Raw genomic sequence first — 18,965 nt, 5'->3', positions numbered from 1 at the left:
TAAAGCGAAACTATTTAGGCAGCTTGCGCCATCTAAAAATTACTATAGCTGTTACGACGAGGCTGGAAAGCACTAAAAGCCCCAAAATAAACATTTGAGAATTACTGCTTTTCTCCCTTAATTCTAGATTGTTGTTACTGATAGAAACAATTTCCAATACATCAGTAATGTCCCCAACGAAGATGGCGGCGACAGATCGCGAGTGCTCAATTTGTAGTTTTGATGGAATTAAACGTCGATCTTTTTCATCAAATTTTTTAAGTTGTTCGGCGAGAATTTCTCCAGGTTTAACCGCTGATTTTGGCAGGGCGTAAACTTTGCTATACATCCGATATCCGCGGTCACCAAAACACAGATTTGGCTTGAGGATTCTATGACTACCTGGGAATGTCGGGTCCGGGTGAACAGAGCGGACGACAGCTATAAATAAATACTGAGGATATTTATTTAAGTTATCAATTTTAAAACAGGCATAAACGTTAGTAAATCCTGGTGTCAGCACATCTGCACGCGCAGGCAAAGATAGTCCTAAAGATAAGACTAATGACAACAGTAAAAATGTCGATTTTATGGTTAATTTTTGCATGGGTTTTAGCTAGACTGAATAGATTAAGACTAAGGCAAAAAAACCGGTTTCTATGAAAAATCGTGGATACACCCTGTGTTGGATTGAGGAAGGAAACCCAACCTACAGTATCAACTAATACCAATTATGTATGAAGCTGCATAGAATGGGAAGCCTGAAATCTTTTCTGGTCAAGGATCTATTCTATGCAGCTTCACAGAAAATTGGTATTAGTTTTTCTTCTGTATGTTGGGTTGGCAGCTCATGTACCTGAGAAAGGCTATACCGTTAAAGAAAAATATTACCTCAACCAGCTTTCTTCTGAGGAGCGACTATGCGTTCCACACTCATAGCAGCAACGCTCAATGTCACCACAGCCATGCCCAGAATTGCCACAGGCTGCAACTTCTCATTGATAATTAGAAAACCGAAGAGTGCGGTCATCGCCGGCCCTAAAGTGCCAATTACTGACGCTAAAGCTGCCCCCGCAAACCGGATGGCAAAATTATTCAAAAGATAGCTAAACAGCGTCAGTACCCCTAAGACAACACCTCCCATAATCAAACCAGGCCAAACATTTTGGTCGATTTTAGGAGAAAAACTTTCCGACAGCGGCACCCACAAACTCAGGGAGGAAAATACAAAAATAGCGGCGAAATTAACTAAACTAAAAGGAATTGGGTGCAGCTTGCCCGCGGCCATTTGCGTCAGCAATACGTAACCTGCAAACGTAATCCCAGAAGCCAGTGCCGCAGCGACTCCCACTCCAACATTGCCGCCGCCCGGAGCTGGGGCAGCAAAACTCGGCCACCCAGCTAAAATCAGACCTGCGGTAATCCCGACGATCGCGAAAAAGCCGACTTTGCTAGGGCGAGAACCAAACAAGATCCAAGAACCTAGTACGGTGACGATCGGGTAAATAAAGAAAATCGTAATCGCAATCCCGGCTGGAATATTGCCGATCGCCAAATAAATCAAAACCTGAGACAAAAACAGAAAAAATGCGCTTCCTAAAACCTTACTCCACAAAGCTCGATCGCCCGACTGGAACAACCGCCTAATATCTTTCCACACAGAAGGATACAAAAATGTCGCCAATATCGGCATCAAAGCCATCACCACGATCAGCCGCATCAACAAAATCAACAAAGAATTTCCAAAACCCGGAGTCACCACCCCCGGAAATTCAAACAAGCCAAAAACCACCCGAGGATTTTTGCTTTTAATCAAAATTCTCAAACAAACATTAAACAGCGACAATACCACCGCCGAAGACAAAGCCAGCACCAAACCTGCCTGCACTTGAGAAGATGCTTTAGCGGTTGCCGTCGGTGGCACAGCTTCCCGCGGCGCATCCGCAGGTGTTGGCTGCTGAAATTGCGGGCGGACAGAATTAACAGAATTAGTTGATTCCTCGGGATAGGAATCTTGAGCATCGAAAGGATTCTCAAGATATGCTTCTTCTTCTTCGAGTTCTTCCCTGATGCGGTTGACGAGATTTTGTAACAGCTCTTCCCCTTGCAGTTCCAGGGTTTTCATGTTGTTGAGCCGCACGGAAAGCTCGCTTTCGTAACTGGTTAAATCTTGTTCCAGCATCTGGAAACTGCGATCGATCCTTTCATCCAGCGCCGCCAGCAACTGCGAGGCGCGTTCGTCGTAGTTGCTCGGCGGCAGGGGTATCGGGAACTCGCCGCTGGGAATCGGGCTGCTGAGAGAATTTCCCGAGTTAGCGCTGAGTTCGTTGAACCGCTGCACCAACAAATCCTGCAAATTGTGAGCCAAAACTTGAGCCAACTGCTTCAGCCACAATTGCTGCTGCTGAATGTATCGCCCAGACAGAGATTCCATTTGCTGAGACTGCAATTTGCGATATTGCTCCCGGAGGTCTTCAATATCTTCAATCAGGTGATTTTTTTCAGTTTGCAGCCGAGTAATGTCTTGATTTAACTGGCCTTTGACATTTTCATGCAAAGCGTCCAGTTCTTGCATTACTGAGTGGAGGACTTCTTCTGCTGATTGTGCATCCTCTGGCTCGCCCTTTGACGAGTATACGTTCCGCTGCGCCATTAGCCTATAACCTCTAATTTAAACTGCACGTTCAGTGTTCTTAAGTATTTTGGCAAATCAGGTCGCAAGTTATAGTGAGTCGATCTAAAAGATTGCGAACACTGTTTAATCAATAGTAGTCGCTCACTTGGAGATGTGAAAAATTTGCGTGAAGCGAAGCTATCCCGCAAGAAATCGCCCCAAGAACACTTTGTGCAATTAGAAATCATACTACAGCTTGACCTCTCTACGGATTGCTCCCGGAAATTCTCACATCTAACTCACCCGATTGCACCCGAATCACAAGCCTAATGACCCCTTCCGCGACTAAATTTGATTGGGGGGTGGCACTCCTAGCCCCTCAACGGATAACTCGATCGTACAGCCAGAAACCGGGTTTTTTTTGCCCGCGTCTCTCCCGCACTCCCGCACCCAGATTTATTATATTAAAGGTTCCGATCTTTTGCTCGCGAAAGTTTTTAGAGGCGATCGCACCGTCAATCGATTTTAGATTTTAGATTTTAGATTTTAGATTGAAGCATTGACCCCACGGATAAATTCGGGGGGCCAGTTTCTCGGATACAGGTTTTTTATTTCTCCACGGATGAATCCGCGGGCTTGTATCCTGGATGCTGTCGGTCAAAAAGCCACCCCGCGCCATCAAAAAATTAACACATCTCATCTCCCAAGAGCAACAGATATGGCATCCGAAATTTATGACAATTCCTTTACAAGCGATATACAAAAACTGAATATTTCCTCAGAAGCCGAAGTCTTTGTGTTTCCCGCCTCATTTGCCCAGCAGCGCTTGTGGTTTCTCGACCAATTCGCACCGGAAAACCCTTTCTATAATGTAGTAACAGCACTGCGCTTAACGGGTTCCCTCAACTTAACAGCGTTAGAGCAAACCTTCAACGAAATAGTGCAGCGACACGAAACTTTGCGAACCACTTTTGCAGCGGTATCAGGCCAACCAGTGCAGATAATATCTGCCACTTTCAAGACTAATTTAAAAGTATTAGACTTGCAACATTTGCCGCCAGAACAACGGCAAACAGAAGCAAAGAAACTCGCCGCAGCAGAATCTCTTCGCCCTTTCAATTTATCCACCGGGCCGCTGATGCGAGTCACCGTTCTGCGGCTGACAGAAACCGAGCATATTCTCTTGCTCAATATGCACCACATAGCCTCCGATGATTGGTCGATCGGGGTGCTAATTCGAGAAATAGAAGCTATCTATACAGCATTTATAAATCAACAGCCATCTCCCCTCCCAGAATTATCGCTTCAATATGCCGACTTTGCCGAGTGGCAGCGCGAATGGCTGCAAGGTGAAGTATTAGAAACTCAGCTAGCTTATTGGCGGCAGCAATTGCACGGAATTTCTGTGTTAAATTTGCCCGCAGATCGCCCTGCACCAGCTCGGCAAAATTATCGCGGAAAAACTCAATATTTAGAACTGCCAAAAAACTTGAAGGACGCACTTTTAGCGCTCTCGCAGCGAGAAGGAGCGACTTTATTTATGACAGTGCTGGCAGCATTTCAAACTTTGCTTTACCGCTACTCGCAACAAGAAGATATTGTGGTAGGTTCGCCGATCGCCAATCGCAACCGCAGCGAAATAGAAGCATTAATCGGTTTTTTTGTCAATACTTTAGTGCTGCGAACAAACTGCTCGGGAAACCCGACATTTCGAGATTTTTTGGGCCGGGTGCGGGAAGTAACCCTGGGAGCTTACGCTCACCAAGATTTGCCTTTTGAGAAGCTAGTCGAGGAATTGCACCCAGAGCGATCGTTGAATCGCCACCCGCTGTTTCAGGTAGTATTCGGGCTGCAAAATGCGCCGCTGGACGAGCTACAATTGCCAGAATTAAAGTTGAGTTCTTTTCCTTTGGAGACTCAAACAACGCGCTTTGATTTAGAGCTGTATTTGTGGGAAGCTTCCGATAATTTTAGGAGCAGGTACGGCGAACATTGGGAAGATTCGGAAGGTCTCAGAGGCTTAGCTGTGTACAATACGGATTTATTTGATGAAGTTACGATCGCCCGAATGCTGAGGCATTTTAAAACGCTGCTGGAAAGCATTGTGACTAATCCAGAACAAAGAATCGCTAACTTACCTTTATTGAGCGAGGATGAAGTGAATCAATTATTCAGAGAATGGAACGATACTCGCACAGATTATCCTCAAAATAAGTGCATTCATCAGTTATTTGAAGAGCAAGTCCAGCAGCATCTGGAGGATGTCGCCCTAACTTTCGAGGGCCAGCACCTCACTTACAGAGAACTCAACAGTCGCAGCAACCAACTGGCGCGCTACCTACAAAAACTGGGCGTGGGGGCGGAGGTTTTAGTGGGGCTTTGTGCAGAACGATCGATCGACCTAATTGTCGGGATGTTGGCTGTACTGAAAGCGGGAGGGGCTTACCTACCGTTAGATCCGAGCTATCCGCGCGATCGGCTAAACTTGATGCTGGAAGATGCTCGAGTTAAAGTCTTGCTAATTCAGGATAAATTGATTGAGAATTTCCGAGACTTCTCAAACTCGGTGATTTACTTCGATCGCGACTGGGAAGACATAGCCAAAGAAAGCGCCGAAAATCCCGCCAACACCGCAACAGCAGACAACCTAGCTTACGTTATTTACACATCTGGCTCAACCGGAAAACCCAAGGGAGTTGCTGTCACCCACAAAGCAGTAAATCGGCTGGTACTCAACACCAACTATATAAAAATAGAACCTACCGATAAAATTGCCCAAGCATCAAACGCTTCATTCGATGCAGCCACCTTCGAGATTTGGGGAGCCTTGCTTAACGGCGCTCAACTCGTGGGAATTAGCACAAATATTACTCTTTCGCCGCACGATTTAGCCTTAGAACTGCGCCAACAAGGCATCACAGTTTTGTTTTTAACAACTGCCTTATTTCAACAAATTGCTAGAGTTTTACCGCAAGCTTTTAATTCGCTGCGCTGCTTGCTGTTTGGCGGAGAAGCCGTCGATATGAGATGGGTTAAAAAAGTTCTCCAACAAAAGCCAACCACTAAATTAATTCACGTTTACGGGCCTACAGAAAATACCACATTTTCGGCTTATTATTGCGTGCAAGACGTACCCGAAACCGCAACATCTATTCCCATCGGCCGCCCGATCGCCAACACGCAAATTTATCTCCTCGATGCGGATTTGCAGCCGGTGGCGATCGGTGTTATAGGTCAATTGTACGTCGGCGGTGACGGACTGGCGAAAGGCTACCTCAACCAGCCGGATTTAACCGCTGCTGCATTCATTCCCAATCCTTTTAGCAATAAATCTGGTTCCCGCCTTTATAAAACAGGTGATTTAGGTCGCTATCGGGTTGACGGCAACATCGAGTTTTTAGGCCGCGTTGACGACCAAGTAAAAATTCGCGGCTACCGCATCGAGTTGGGAGAAATTGAGGCGGCTTTGTGCCAGCATCCACAAGTGCGCGAAGCAGTAGTAATTGTCAGGGAAGACATCCCCGACGATAAACATTTGGTAGCTTATGTTATTCCTGACGGCATTAATGAAAAATTAGAAATTCCCAATCTTAAGTCAAGTGACTTGCGCCAGTTTTTGAAAGAAAAGTTACCAGGATATATGGTTCCTGCAACTTATGCAGTGTTGGAGAATATGCCACTGACGCCTAATGGCAAAGTAGACCGCCGCGCCTTGCCCGATCTAGATACAGACAGCGAGGATATAACAGAAAATTATGTAGCGCCTCGGACCGAGATCGAAAAGGCGATCGCGAAAATTTGGGCTAAAGTTTTGGGAAAACAGCAAGTTAGTATCTACGATAATTTCTTTGAACTAGGCGGGCATTCCCTGCTAGCAACTCAGTTAATTTCTCGCATTCGAGACGCTTTGCAAGTCGAGTTATCGGTCAGCAATTTGTTTGAGGCCCCGACTGTGGCGAGTCTGGCAAAATACATGGAAACAATGCGCTGGGCTGCGAAAGGTTTGGATACTCCCAGAACAGAGGAAAATGAGCGCGAAGATGTGGAATTTTAAGGGCTTGCATAATTGCGGGATGATTTTGATGGTTTTGTGGAATGACGCCCTAGTTGCAGCAACCTCAATCTTTTTCGCTGAGGGGATGACAACCCTCCTCAAACCCTGATGGAGTAAAGATTGAGCATCGCTGATGCTAAAAAAAAATAGGCAGCCTTAACTGAACGGTATTGCAATAGACTGGTCTTTAGTTACTTTCCCTGTTGAATAAATCTCGATCAAGATTACTGGCGGCTAAAAACTTTAGAAGCAGCAACTCTGTTTGACAGCCTGTCTTTTGACATTGTTCATAATTGTATAGAATAATGGTTGTTTTTCGATATTTTGGCAAAAGACAATGAGTAAATTGAACAGCGTTTTGAACCCTTCACTGGTTGCTGAACCTCCCAGTAATCGTTTTTATCGCACCGTTTGGCGGTGGCACTTCTATGCAGGCTTGTTTGTTATTCCTTTCATGCTGATTTTGTCAATCACAGGCATCATTTACCTGTTTAAACCGCAATTAGATGCTGCGATGTATCACCAGAATATGTTTGTGCAGCCTGCGGATGTGGTGATGCCTTATACTCAACAGGTGGCAGTTGTTCAACAAACTTATCCTGATGCCAAAGTAACAAAATTTACGCCGAGCGTTGCGTCTAATCGCAGTGCTGAAGTGACGATCGCGACTGAAGATGAAAGAACACTAGCCGTTTTCGTGAATCCTTATACGGCTGAGATTTTAGGCGATCGCGATGAAAATAATAATCTCCAAGCGATCGCCCGCAAGATTCACGGCGAACTGATGATCGGAAAATTGGGAGATTATTTAGTAGAGCTTGCTTCCTGTTGGGGACTGATTTTGCTAATTACCGGATTATATTTATGGTTGCCTCGCCACAAAGTAAATTTTTTAGGAACATTAATTCCGCGCGTGTGGAGCCAGAACAAGCGGGTATTTTGGCGGGACTTACACGCCGTTTCGGGATTTTATGGCGTATTGCTAATTGGCTTTCTCATCATTAGCGGACTACCCTGGACAGGTTTTTGGGGAGATACCTTCGCTCGTTTGTCGAGTCACTATCCTGCACAAATGTGGGATAACGTGCCTCAATCAACAACACTCACAGGCTCGCTCAATCAACAGGGCAATCTAATTGTGCCTTGGGCAGTAGAGCAATTACCAATTCCCAAATCTAGTAAGCCTGGAAAGGAGCATCATTCAGGACACAACGAAATTATCAGGGGAACTCCTGCTGGTACGTCCGTAAATCTAGATTCTGTTGTAACTTTAGCCCGAGCAAAAGGCGCACCCCCTGGATTTAGTGTTAGTTTTCCAGAATCCCAAACCGGTGTGTACACTGTTTCGGCATTTCCCAACAATCCGGCGCAAGAAGTCACTCTGCACATCGATAGATACAGTGGCAAAGTGTTAGCAGATGTGCGGTGGAAGGATTACGGGTTAATACCCAAAGCCGTAGAAATGGGAATTTCCATTCACATGGGCAAATATTTTGGATTGAGCAATCAACTGCTGATGTTGTTTGCAGCGTTAATTTTGATTGTGCTTTCAGTCAGCGGTACGGTGATGTGGTGGCAGCGCCGTCCGAAAGGGGCGGGTTGGCTCGGTGCGCCTGCAATGCCCACCCATGTTCAGGGATGGAAAGTGCCACTCGCAATCGTTGCTGTTTTAGGGATTGCCTTCCCGCTTGTAGGACTTTCACTCGTCACCGTTCTGCTGTTGGATTATTTCGTGTTGGCTCGTATTCCTGCCCTCAAGCGCATTTTCAGTTAAAGGTGGGAGGGTGAGAAGGAGGTTTAGGAACTAGACCGAATCGTGCGTGGGTTGGGCCCCAAGGGAACGAACCCTCCGTTTCACTCCGCCCAACATTTTCGCTACAATTTTCCTTTTGTGCAACGCCGAATTTTAAGGTATCCCCAGCCAGAACCTACAGGATTTTAACTCACCTTTTTAGTCACGAAATTTCAGTGCAGAATGCCCTAACAGCTTCGGCAAACTGCTGGTTATGCTCCATTAATGCCATGTGTCCTCCTTTCTGTATAGTAACTACCTCTGCTTGAGGTAATTCTGCTTTCATTCGCAGGCTAGCTGGGGGAGTAGTGGCGATATCTGAATCGCCGCAGATCACCAACACTGGAATGTCAATCGATCGCAAAGTTTTTGTTTCGTCAAATTTGAGCATTCCCAATGTGCCGCGAGCGAGAACGCCGGGAGAACCCAAGGCTGATAAGAAAGCGGAAAACTCTAATTGACCGCGCGTTTCAGTGCCTTTAAATCCCGATAATTCTACACTGATGTGCAGTGAACCATTGAGATAGCTCAGCCAAGTCATTCCCCACATAATGGGTTCCAGAGCTATTGTGAGATAGAGGATAGGTTGGAGCAGCGGCTTCTGCAAAGCGCGTAATAAGCCGCTAAAAATAGCGGTTTTGACGGGATTAGTATAAGTGGTATCTACCAGAATTAAACCAGCTACTCGACTACCGAGAAGTTCTGGAAAAAGCCGACTGAATGTTAGAGAAATCATGCCGCCCATGCTGTGTCCGAGTAGGATAACAGGTTTATTTCCTGCTATGGCAATGACGGCTTCGAGATCGCGGGCAAATTTTTCTAGGGAGTAGTCGCTGTTTTTTGGTCGAGTGGATTTTCCCAAACCTGGAAGATCCCAAACAATCACTCGGAAGCGATCGCTTAGTTGCCGTTTCGCGTAATACCAAACCATACTGTTGGGCCCCCAACCGTGGGAGAGAATAATCGGCTGTCCGTCCTCTGGGCCGTAGAATTCTACTTGTAAAATAGTGCCATCAGGCCTCTCTACCCGCTGCACCGTACCCGTCCGCGTCGGCTTCGGTTCGTCAGCACCGGGGCGGCGGAATAGCGGCAAACTGATAAAGCGGCCGCCAACAGACCAAAGAACCATCAACACTCCGCTGACTAAGTAGGAAATCCCTACAAGTGCGCCGATGTACCATTCGTAAATAATGTATATACCTCCGCCAAGTACCCCGACGGACAGCAGTCCCACCAGCCATAGGAACAGGAAATTGAAGGGCATGAACGGCATAAGCTGAAACCTTTGGTAGGATTTTGGTTGCGGATTCAAACAGGATCATACTCAGGTTAGGCCACAGTAAGCAAGCGGTAAGTTAAGCTCTTAATTTGTGTGCTGGTGGAATTTCTTTTATTGATTTGCCCAACTAATGACCGAAAGCATCCAGGATACAAGCCCTCGGATTCATCCGTCCAGAAATAAAAAACCTGTATCCGATGAAAGTTGCCCCCGAATTTATCTGTGGGGTCAATGCTTCAATTCTAAAATCTAAAATCTAAAATCTAAAATCGATTGATAGGATGACTCAAAATGCCCGATCCAAAAATATCGAGTTCATCGGCAAATGCCAGAGATTCTGTCACGGTGGAGTTAGTTGAGTTTTTATCTTACCTTCGCAGTCTAGATATTAATATTTTTGTTGAGGGCGAGATCCTGCGCTGCAACGCTCCCGAAGGAATTATTACACCCGAACTGCGCGCCGAAATTTCTCAGAAAAAAGCCGAAATAGTTTCATTTTTAAAAGCAGCTAATCGTACTTCTAGTTTCACTCCTACACCGATTGTTCCTACGGGGCGAGACGGAAATCTACCGCTTTCCTTTGCACAGCAGCGCTTGTGGTTTCTCGACCAATTAGTCCCGAACAATCCCTTCTATAATGTTCCAGCAGCATTGCGTTTGACAGGTTCGCTCAATTTTGCGGCGCTGCAACAAACCTTCAATGAAATTGTGCGCCGCCACGAAGCTTTACGCACGACTTTAGCAGTAGTTTCGGGCCAACCTGTTCAGAGAATAGCTGTTGCTTTTCACCTTCCAATTAATGTAGTGGACTTGCGAAACTTGCCAAAGGAATCTCGACAAACTGAAGCAAACCGGCTCACCGCCCAGGAAGCTCAACGCTCTTTCAATTTGTCCGAGGACTTGTTGCTGCGAGTCACATTATTGCAGTTAGATGATGCCGAATATTTACTAATGCTGAATATGCACCACATTGTCTCCGATGGTTGGTCTATCGGAGTGCTTATTCAGGAATTAGGCGCGCTTTACACGGCATTGGCTAGCGAAAAACCTTCGCCTTTACCGGCTTTATCGATCCAGTACGCTGATTTTGCAAAATGGCAGCGCGAATGGCTGCAAGGGGAAGTTTTAGAAACGCAGCTTGCTTACTGGCGACAGCAGTTAAACGGCATTTCTATGCTAAATTTGCCTGCGGATCGCCCCAGGCCAGCAATTCAAAGTTACCGAGGCAAAAGGCAATTTTTGCAACTGCCAAAACAACTGAGCGAGGCTTTAGAAACGTTGAGCCAGCGCGAAGGAGTGACGCTGTTTATGACAATGCTGGCAGCTTTTAAAACGCTGCTTTACCATTACGCGCAGCAAGAAGATATTGTAGTAGGTTCGCCGATCGCCAATCGCAACCGCAGTGAAATAGAAGCATTAATCGGTTTTTTTGTCAACAGTTTGGTGCTGCGTACAGATTTGTCGGGAAATCCAACTTTTCGGGAACTTTTAAACCGAGTCAAAGAGGTAGCATTAGGAGCTTACGCTCACCAAGATTTGCCGTTTGAGAAGTTAGTAGAAGAACTGCACCCCGATCGCGCGCTGAACCAAAACCCCTTATTTCAGGTGGCGTTTGCGCTGCAAAACGCGCCGGGGAATCGGTTAGAATTGCCAGAATTAACACTCAGCCCGCAGCAGTTAGATGTGGGTACAGCGCGGTTTGATTTGGAGTTTCATTTGTGGGAGCGATCGCCCAACAGCTCGGGAAGCAACCAATCGCCCAGCAATAAGCTGTGGGTTGATAGCTCCGAGGGCATCAGCGGCATGGTTATTTACAGCGCCGATTTATTTGATGAAGCTACGATTGCGCGCCTGATCGGGCATTTTCAAACTCTGTTAGAAAGCATTGTGGCAAATCCCGAACAGCGCATAGCCAACTTGCAATATTTGAGCGCCCAAGAGCGCTATCAGTTGTTAGTTGAATGCAACAATACTCAGGCAGATTATCCGCAAGATTTGTGCATCCATCAGCTATTTGAAATGCAGGCAGATCGGACACCGGATGCGGTGGCGCTGGTATTTGGAGAGGAGCGAGTCACCTACCAGCAGCTCAATTTCCGCAGCAACCAACTAGCACGTTATCTGCAAAAAATGGGGGTTGGGGCGGAAGTTTTAGTCGGGCTTTGCTGCAGGCGATCGCTCGATCTGATCGTGGGGATGTTGGGTATCCTGAAAGCGGGAGGAGCTTACTTAATTTTAGATCCGAGCTATCCTGCTGAGCGATCGAGCTTGATGGTAAAGGACGCTCAATTATCTGTTGTGTTAACTCAGCAGCAATGGGTAGAGAAATTGCGCTCGCCCAATTTACAGATAGTTTGTTTAGACACAGACTGGGAGATGATTTCCCAAGAAATCGCCGACAATCCCACCAGCGCAGTCACAGCAGAAAATCTGGTTTACGCGATTTACACCTCCGGCTCCACGGGAAAGCCGAAAGGAGTTGAAATTGAGCACGGGAGCTTGTTAAATCTCGTTTTTTGGCATCAAAGAGAGTTTGGGGTGTCAGCGGGCGATCGAGCAACGCAAATAGCAGCGATCGGCTTTGATGCTTGCGGGTGGGAAATTTGGCCTTATCTCGCCGCCGGATCTAGCATCTACTTTCCAGAAGATGACATCAGGCGAGATCCTGAAAAACTCCAAAACTGGTTAGTATCAAATGCCATTACAATTAGCTTTTTGCCAACACCTTTAGCCGAGAAAGTTTTGCTATTAGATTGGCCTCAAACAACAGCGTTGCGAATCTTGCTCGCAGGCGGCGAAAAACTGCAACAACATCCTTTAAAATTCCATCCATTTAAGCTAGTAAATAATTACGGCCCAACCGAGAACACCGTCGTCACAACTTCCGGTTATATTCCTGCAACAGAGCAAACAGAGATCGCCCCGACAATTGGCCGCCCCATTGCTAACACTCAAATCTACATATTAGACAAATATTTGCAGCCCGTACCAATGGGGGTTGTTGGCGAATTGTACATCGGCGGAAACGGACTCGCTCGCGGCTACCTCAACCGCCCTGATTTAACCGCACAAAGCTTTATTCCCAATCCTTTTAAACCAAATTCAGGAGAGCGACTTTACAAAACCGGCGACTTAGTGCGCTACAGAGCCGATCGCAACCTTGAATTTTTAGGACGCATTGACGAACAAGTAAAAATTCGCGGTTTCCGCATCGAATTAGGAGAAATCGAGACAGTATTAACTCAACATCCCGCCGTGCAGCAAACTGTAGCAATAGCTTCGGAAGATGGACAGGGAGATAAACGTTTAGTAGCTTATATTGCCCTGAATCCTGAATATAGCGTTGCCCGCGAAAAAAACCAAATCATGCAATTGCAGGACGAACAGGTTTTGCAGTGGCAAATGCTCTACAATGAAACTTACAATCAACCTGCAGTTGACTCAGATCCAACATTTAATATTGTCGGCTGGAATAGCAGCTATACTAATCAACCAATCCCAGCAGAACAGATGCGCGACTGGGCGAACAATCAAGCAGCCCAAATTTTAGCTTTGCAGCCTAGCCGAGTGTTAGAAATTGGCTGCGGCACAGGTTTGTTGCTGTTCCAAATTGCCTCTCGCTGCACTCAATATTGCGGCACAGACTTTTCACCTATTTCGCTCAACTATATTCAGCAGCACTTGGCAAATCAACAGTTAACTAATGTAACGCTGCTTCAGAAAATGGCGACAGACTTTGAAGGAGTAGAGACAGCAGCTTTTGACGCGGTGATTCTCAACTCAGTCGTGCAATATTTCCCGACTATCGACTATCTCGTGGAGGTGCTAGAAGGTGCCGTGAAAGCAACTGCCCCCGGCGGCTTTATATTCATCGGAGATGTCCGCAGCTTGCCGTTGCTGGCAGCTTTTCATGCTTCGGTACAACTGTATCAAGCCGAACCTTCTCTCGCGGGCCAACAGTTGCAGCAGCGAGTACAAATGCAAATTTTTCAAGAAACAGAGTTAGTTATTGAACCAGAGTTTTTTAGCGCATTAAAGCACCGCTTTCCGCAGATTGGCGGCGTAGAGATTCAATTAATTCGCGGTAGTTATCACAATGAGTTAACAGATTTTCGGTACAATGCTATTCTGCATATTGCGTCTGAAACAGCACGCCCCAAATCATCGCCAAAAGGGGAGCGGGGCGCCGAAAAACTGCTGGATTGGTTGGACGAAAATCAGAAGCTGACTGTTACCAAGGTGCAACAAATATTATTGCAAAATCAACTCGATCTTTTAAGAATTGCTAATGTGCCTAATGCGCGGGTAACGGCAGCAGTTAAGGCGGCAGAGTTGCTGTCTGTTGTCGATAAATTTTCAACTGCAGGTCAGTTGCAGAAAGCCGTGGAAAAAATCGATGATTTAGGAGTCGATCCCGAAGCGTGGTATGCTTTGGAAGTTCCGTATAATGTTAATATTAGTTGGTCTAATTCCGACGGTCAAGGGCGCTACGATGTAGTGTTTGCACGGGGCGAAACCAGAGATTTTGTGCCAGAAACCAGAAGCGATAACTTGCGTCCTTGGCGCTCTTATGCTAACAATCCCTTACAAGCTAAAGCAGCGCGTAAATTAGTACCACAGTTGCAGGCTTATCTAGCAGAAAAACTGCCGGAATATATGATTCCGTCGGCTTTTGTTGTGCTGGAGTCGCTACCGGTGACGGCTAACGGAAAGGTCGATCGCCTCGCTTTGCCTGTACCGGAGCCGATTAAGTTAGAATGGGCTGGCGGTTATGTTGCGCCTCATACTTCTATTGAGGAAGTTTTAGTGAAAATTTGGGCTGAGGTTTTGGGGATAAAGCGAGTGGGTATCCGGGACAATTTTTTTGAATTGGGAGGCCATTCGCTGCTGGCGACTCAGCTTGTTTCTAGAGTGCGAGATGCTTGCGCGGTAGAGTTGCCTTTGCGCCGCGTTTTTGAAGCACCGACAATTGCAGAATTATCTAAGATTGTGGAAAGTTTAAAAGAGAGCGAGGCTAATATTAAAGCTCCTGCTTTAGTTGCGATTTCTCGGGACAGTCGGCGGAGGAAGCTATCATCTTTTAATCAAGAAATTAAATAAAAATTAAGGCGGTTGAACGGGTGCAATTTCGATAAATATGCAGCAAGAAACAGATGTTTTCGTCTTCCCGGCCTCATTTGCTCAGCAGCGGCTTTGGTTCCTCAATCAATTAGCACCGGGAAATCCTTTCTACAATGTCTCAACAGCGCTCCGCTTAACAGGTTCCCTCAACTTAAGATCTTTAGAGCAAACCTTCAATGAAATTGTGCAGCGGCATGAAACTTTACGCACTACTTTTACGCTTTTGGAAGGGGAACTCGTACAAGTTATTGCTCCCATTTTAACCGTATCTATCCCCACCATCGACTTACAAAATCTCTCGCCAACTCAGCAGGAAACCGCAGCGCTGCAACTCGCAACTGATGCAGCGCAATGCCCTTTCGATTTAGCCTCTGGGCCGTTATTTAAAGTAACGCTGTTACAACTGAGTGAAACAGAACATATAGTGTTACTGAATTTACATCATATTGTGGCTGATGGTTGGTCGATTGGAGTGCTAATTCGAGAGCTGGGAACGCTCTACACAGCATTTGTAAAAAATGAACGATCGCACTTACCAGAACTGCCCGTGCAGTACGCCGACTTTGCAGAGTGGCAGCACCAATGGTTGCAGGGCGAAGTATTAGAAACTCAGTTAGCTTATTGGCGGCAGCAGTTAGACGGAATTACCACACTTAATCTACCAACAGACAGGCAAAGACCGGCCGTTCCATCCTACCGCGGCGCCAAACAATTTATAACACTATCACCTGCTTTGAGCGAGGCGCTAAAGTCATTGAGCCAGCAAGAAAATGCGACTTTATTTATCACTCTACTAACCGCTTTTCAAACTTTGCTGTACCGCTATACAGGACAAGTAGATATTGCAGTAGGAACGCCGATCGCCAATCGCAACCTGAGCGAAATAGAAGCATTAATCGGTTTTTTTGTCAACAGTTTGGTGCTGCGTGCAGATTTATCAGGAAATCCAACTTTTCGGGAACTATTGCATCGGGTAAAAAACGTCGCCATGGCAGCCTACGCCCACCAAGATTTGCCCTTCGAGAAGTTGGTTGAGGAATTGCACCCCGATCGCGAGTTGAGTCGCAACCCCCTATTTCAAGTTAGTTTCAGCCTGCAAAACACTCCTGTAGCAGCGCTAGAATTGCCGGGAATCGTTGCAGAGGCGATCGACTTTGACGCCGGAACCGCCAAGCTAGATTTAGAGTGCCACTTGTGGGAAAATGCAGGAAATATTCAAGGGCAATTTGTCTACAGCACAGATTTATTTGATAGCGGCACAATTGCGCGGATGGCGGCACATTTCCAAACGCTGCTTGAAGCCATTGTTGCCAATCCCAAACAGCACCTCAGCGACTTGGCTTTGCTGACAGCGCCAGAATACCAGCAATTATTAAATGACTGGAATGACACTCAGAGAGATTATCCGCAAAACCAGTGTTTCCATCAGCTATTTGAAGAGCGAGTCGCGCGATCGCCCGATGCTGTCGCCGCCGTCTTTGAAAACCAGCAGTTAACCTACCGCCAACTCAACAGCCAAGCCAACCAACTTGCACGTTACTTGCAGCAATTGGGAGCAGCACCAGAAGTTTTAGTGGGCCTTTGTGTAGAACGTTCCTTAGATGCGATCGTCGGATTGCTAGGCATTATCAAAGCAGGCGCAGCCTACCTGCCTTTAGATCCAACTTATCCTCAAGAGCGCCTTAACTTCATGTTAGAAGATGCTCAGGTGTCGATTTTGGTAACTCAGCAGCACTTAGCAAAAAACTTGACGCAGCCGGAAAATTTCGGAGTTTTTTCAGTAGTGTGTTTGGACTCCGACAGAGAAATTATCGCCCGACAAAGCCCAGAAAACCCAACTACAAATATCCTACCAGAAAACCTAGCCTACGTCATTTACACATCTGGTTCAACCGGAAAACCCAAAGGCGTTTTAATCGAACATCGGGGACTCTACAACTTAGCCCTAGCTCAAATAGAAGCTTTTAACTTAAACTCAAATCACCGCATTTTGCAATTCGCCTCCCTAAGTTTTGATGCCTCAATGTTTGAGATTGTCATGGCATTGGGAACCGGAGGAACACTTTACTGTGCCCAGAAAGAATCTTTGTTGCCCGGACAAACATTAATCCAATTTTTGCAGGACAATGCTATTACCCACGCTACCCTCCCGCCCTCGCTGCTAGCTGTCATTCCAAACGCCGAACTTCCCGCACTGCAAACAATCATCTGTGCTGGCGAATCCTGTTCCCCGGATATTGTTAAACGCTGGGCTTCTGGGCGCAGATTTTTTAACGCTTACGGCCCTACAGAAGCGACAGTCTGGTCAAGTTTGGCCGAAATTAGCGATAGCAAAAAACCGCCAATCGGCCGCCCAATAGCTAACACTCAACTCTATATTTTAGATAAAAATTTACAGCCTGTACCCGTTGGAATTCCCGGTGAATTGTACATCGGCGGCAGCGGATTGGCGCGAGGCTACCTGAACCGCCCCGAATTAACCGCCCAGCGATTTATTGCTAATCCGTTTAGCCAGAAAGCAGGAGAACGAATTTATAAAACTGGTGACTTAGCGCGCTATTTTCCCGATGGCAATATTGAGTTTTTATGCCGCACAGACGAACAAATAAAAATTCGCGGTTATCGAATAGAATTGGGAGAAATTGAAGCCCTGCTGGTTCAGCATCCAGCAGTCAAAGAAACAGCGGCGGTTGCTGCGGATGATTTGTCGGGCAACAAACGCCTAGTTGCTTATGTCGTCCCCAATCGCGATCGGACACTTAATCCCGGGGAAATACGCAATTTCCTCAAACAACAACTGCCCAATTACATGATTCCCAGTGCTTTTGTGGCGATGGATTTTCTGCCCCTAACTCCCAATGGCAAAATTGACCGCCTGCGCCTACCTGCACCGGGAAATCTAACTAGCAATTCAATAGATAAAAGCTGCATTGCACCTCGCACACCAACCGAGTCAACCCTCGCCCACATTTGGGCCACAATCCTCAACGCAGAGTGCGTTGGCATTCGCGACAACTTCTTCGATTTGGGTGGAGATTCCCTGCTGGCAATCCGCCTCATCAATGAGATTAACCAGCAATTTCAGCGCGAGTTGCCGCTGTCTGCTCTTTTTTTTTATCCGACAATTGAAGGTTTAGCAGATTCGCTATCTTCAGAAAAAAAATCTCTGGAATGGTCGCCTTTAGTTGCAATTAAGCCTCGCGGTAAAAATCCCCCGTTCTTCTGCGTCCATCCCATCTTTGGCGTGGTATTTCCTTATGTCGAGTTAGCGTTTCAGCTAGGAGAAAATCAACCGTTTTACGGGCTGCAACCAAAGGGGATTGACGGCGAAAGTTCTCCGCTAACTAGCATTGAAGACATGGCGGGTGACTACATCGCAGCCTTGCGTACCGTTCAACCAAAAGGGCCTTATTTTTTAGGAGGCTGGTCTTTTGGAGGTTTGGTTGCTTTTGAGATGGCTCAACAGTTGCTCGCAGCGGGGGATGAAGTGGCTTTACTTGCTGTGCTGGATACTTTAGCGCCGGTTTCTGCTAACAAACCTTCTTTTTGGGACGGTTGCAAGTTTATTCTGACTACTGTTTCGCGCTCTATCTGGCCTTTTGTAGTAGATTATTTTCGCTTGGTGGCTGCTGCGGAAAATGTTCAAAGTGGCGGTATTGCTGCCAAATTTCAGAAATTAAATAAGATGCTTAATTTTGCAGCTAATTTTTTGTCTCGCTGGAATTGGAAACAGGCGGTTATGGTTAGCATCCTATCTCAGGAGTCAAAAGAACGGAGCTGGCGCGAGCTGGCAATTCCTTCGATGTTTACTGTATTTCAAGCTAACAGTCAAGCAACTCTCAGCTATGTACCGAAAATTTATCCGCAGCGAATTACTCTGTTTAGATCGAGGGAAAAGCTAAGCAGGGGTCATCATGATCCGACTCTTGGCTGGAGTGAATTAACGGCTCAAAAAGTAGAGGTGATTAGGGTTCCTGGGAATCACCTGACTATGTTGAGAAAGCCAGGGGTCGAGGTGCTGGCTCAACAGCTAAAGCATTGCTTGGATAAGGAATTAAGTGATTGAGTGGCAGTTTTGCTTGCTTGTGCACGGCAACCGGGTTTGATGTGCGAAAGCGCTATTAGT

General features: G+C 46.4%; 7 protein-coding genes. 4 read left to right on the top strand and 3 right to left on the bottom strand.

Going from position 1 to position 18,965, the window contains the following annotated elements; translation table 11 throughout:
- Nucleotides 1-10: 10 nt before the first annotated feature.
- Both QUA99_RS03905 and QUA99_RS03900 read right to left on the bottom strand, forming a co-directional pair.
- Entirely contained in the window at nucleotides 11-586 is a 576-nt protein-coding gene (locus QUA99_RS03905; protein ID WP_333234838.1) for a hypothetical protein, read from the bottom strand.
- Between the two features lie 285 nt (nucleotides 587-871).
- Nucleotides 872-2,632, bottom strand: a complete 1,761-nt coding sequence (locus QUA99_RS03900) for an EamA family transporter (protein ID WP_333234837.1) — start codon at nucleotides 2,630-2,632, stop codon at nucleotides 872-874.
- A gap of 679 nt (nucleotides 2,633-3,311) precedes the next feature.
- Between QUA99_RS03900 and QUA99_RS03895 the strand changes: the two genes are divergently transcribed.
- Both QUA99_RS03895 and QUA99_RS03890 read left to right on the top strand, forming a co-directional pair.
- On the top strand, nucleotides 3,312-6,647 hold the full coding sequence (locus tag QUA99_RS03895) for an amino acid adenylation domain-containing protein (protein WP_333234836.1): 3,336 nt from the start codon (nucleotides 3,312-3,314) through the stop codon (nucleotides 6,645-6,647).
- Between the two features lie 337 nt (nucleotides 6,648-6,984).
- Nucleotides 6,985-8,421 (top strand): PepSY domain-containing protein, encoded by a 1,437-nt coding sequence (locus tag QUA99_RS03890; protein ID WP_333234835.1) that lies wholly within the window; start codon nucleotides 6,985-6,987, stop codon nucleotides 8,419-8,421.
- Nucleotides 8,422-8,602: 181 nt separating this feature from the next.
- Here the strand turns inward: QUA99_RS03890 and QUA99_RS03885 are convergent, their stop codons facing one another.
- On the bottom strand, nucleotides 8,603-9,703 hold the full coding sequence (locus QUA99_RS03885; protein WP_333234834.1) for an alpha/beta hydrolase: 1,101 nt from the start codon (nucleotides 9,701-9,703) through the stop codon (nucleotides 8,603-8,605).
- 306 nt (nucleotides 9,704-10,009) lie between these two features.
- Between QUA99_RS03885 and QUA99_RS03880 the strand changes: the two genes are divergently transcribed.
- Together QUA99_RS03880 and QUA99_RS03875 are read left to right on the top strand one after the other, a co-directional pair.
- On the top strand, nucleotides 10,010-14,818 hold the full coding sequence (locus tag QUA99_RS03880) for an amino acid adenylation domain-containing protein (protein ID WP_333234833.1): 4,809 nt from the start codon (nucleotides 10,010-10,012) through the stop codon (nucleotides 14,816-14,818).
- A gap of 37 nt (nucleotides 14,819-14,855) precedes the next feature.
- Nucleotides 14,856-18,905 carry an amino acid adenylation domain-containing protein gene (locus tag QUA99_RS03875; RefSeq protein WP_333234832.1) on the top strand — a complete coding sequence of 1,350 codons (4,050 nt, stop codon included), beginning with the start codon at nucleotides 14,856-14,858 and terminating at the stop codon, nucleotides 18,903-18,905.
- Nucleotides 18,906-18,965: the final 60 nt, after the last annotated feature.

Origin of the sequence: Microcoleus sp. F10-B2 (genome assembly GCF_036704965.1) — a bacterium.
Taxonomy (GTDB): domain Bacteria; phylum Cyanobacteriota; class Cyanobacteriia; order Cyanobacteriales; family Microcoleaceae; genus Microcoleus.
Note: the sequence above shows the minus strand (reverse complement) of the source record. Positions and strands in the feature narration are given on the sequence as shown.

Bases quoted from the DNA above. Each gene is read 5' to 3' on its own strand.
- QUA99_RS03905 (WP_333234838.1), bottom strand. From the start codon at position 586: ATGCAAAAATTAACCATAAAATCGACATTTTTACTGTTGTCATTAGTC.
- QUA99_RS03900 (WP_333234837.1), bottom strand. From the start codon at position 2,632: ATGGCGCAGCGGAACGTATACTCGTCAAAGGGCGAGCCAGAGGATGCA.
- QUA99_RS03895 (WP_333234836.1), top strand. From the start codon at position 3,312: ATGGCATCCGAAATTTATGACAATTCCTTTACAAGCGATATACAAAAA.
- QUA99_RS03890 (WP_333234835.1), top strand. From the start codon at position 6,985: ATGAGTAAATTGAACAGCGTTTTGAACCCTTCACTGGTTGCTGAACCT.
- QUA99_RS03885 (WP_333234834.1), bottom strand. From the start codon at position 9,703: ATGCCCTTCAATTTCCTGTTCCTATGGCTGGTGGGACTGCTGTCCGTC.
- QUA99_RS03880 (WP_333234833.1), top strand. From the start codon at position 10,010: ATGCCCGATCCAAAAATATCGAGTTCATCGGCAAATGCCAGAGATTCT.
- QUA99_RS03875 (WP_333234832.1), top strand. From the start codon at position 14,856: ATGCAGCAAGAAACAGATGTTTTCGTCTTCCCGGCCTCATTTGCTCAG.